Here is a 450-nt window from a genome sequence, read left to right as displayed (position 1 = left end):
GCGGTGGCGCTGGCCGCGGCCGTGGCTTTGTGGGCTGCGCCGGCGGCGAAGCTGGTGGAAACGGTCGTTCAAGGCCAGGCATCGGTGCTGCTCATCTTCGCCTCGGGCCTGAAGGCTGGCTTGCTCACCTTCGGCGGCGCCTACACGGCGATCCCGTTCGTTCGCAACGACGCCGTCGGGCGCGGATGGATGACGGATGGGCAGTTCCTGGACGGCCTGGCACTGTCCGGTGTGCTGCCGGCACCCCTCATCATCTTCGCCACGTTCGTCGGCTATGTGGCAGGGGGGCCGATCGGGGCGGTGGCCATGACGGTGGGTGTCTTTCTTCCGGCCTTTGCGTTCTCGCTGATTTTCTACGACCGGCTGGAGGCGGTCGTGGAGAACAAACGGCTGCACGCGTTCCTGGACGGCGTCGCGGCCGGCGTAGTCGGCCTGATCGGCGCAACCACC

The 450-nt window shown here is 67.8% G+C and carries 1 pseudogene; it reads left to right on the top strand.

What is annotated here, in order from left to right:
* Positions 1-450 (top strand): annotated as a pseudogene (chrA, locus tag AC6LJ9_RS30680) (chromate resistance efflux protein ChrA); the annotation flags it as partial.

This window comes from Achromobacter sp. 1011811831 (genome assembly GCF_059760905.1).
This window is presented reverse-complemented; position numbering and strand designations above follow the sequence as displayed.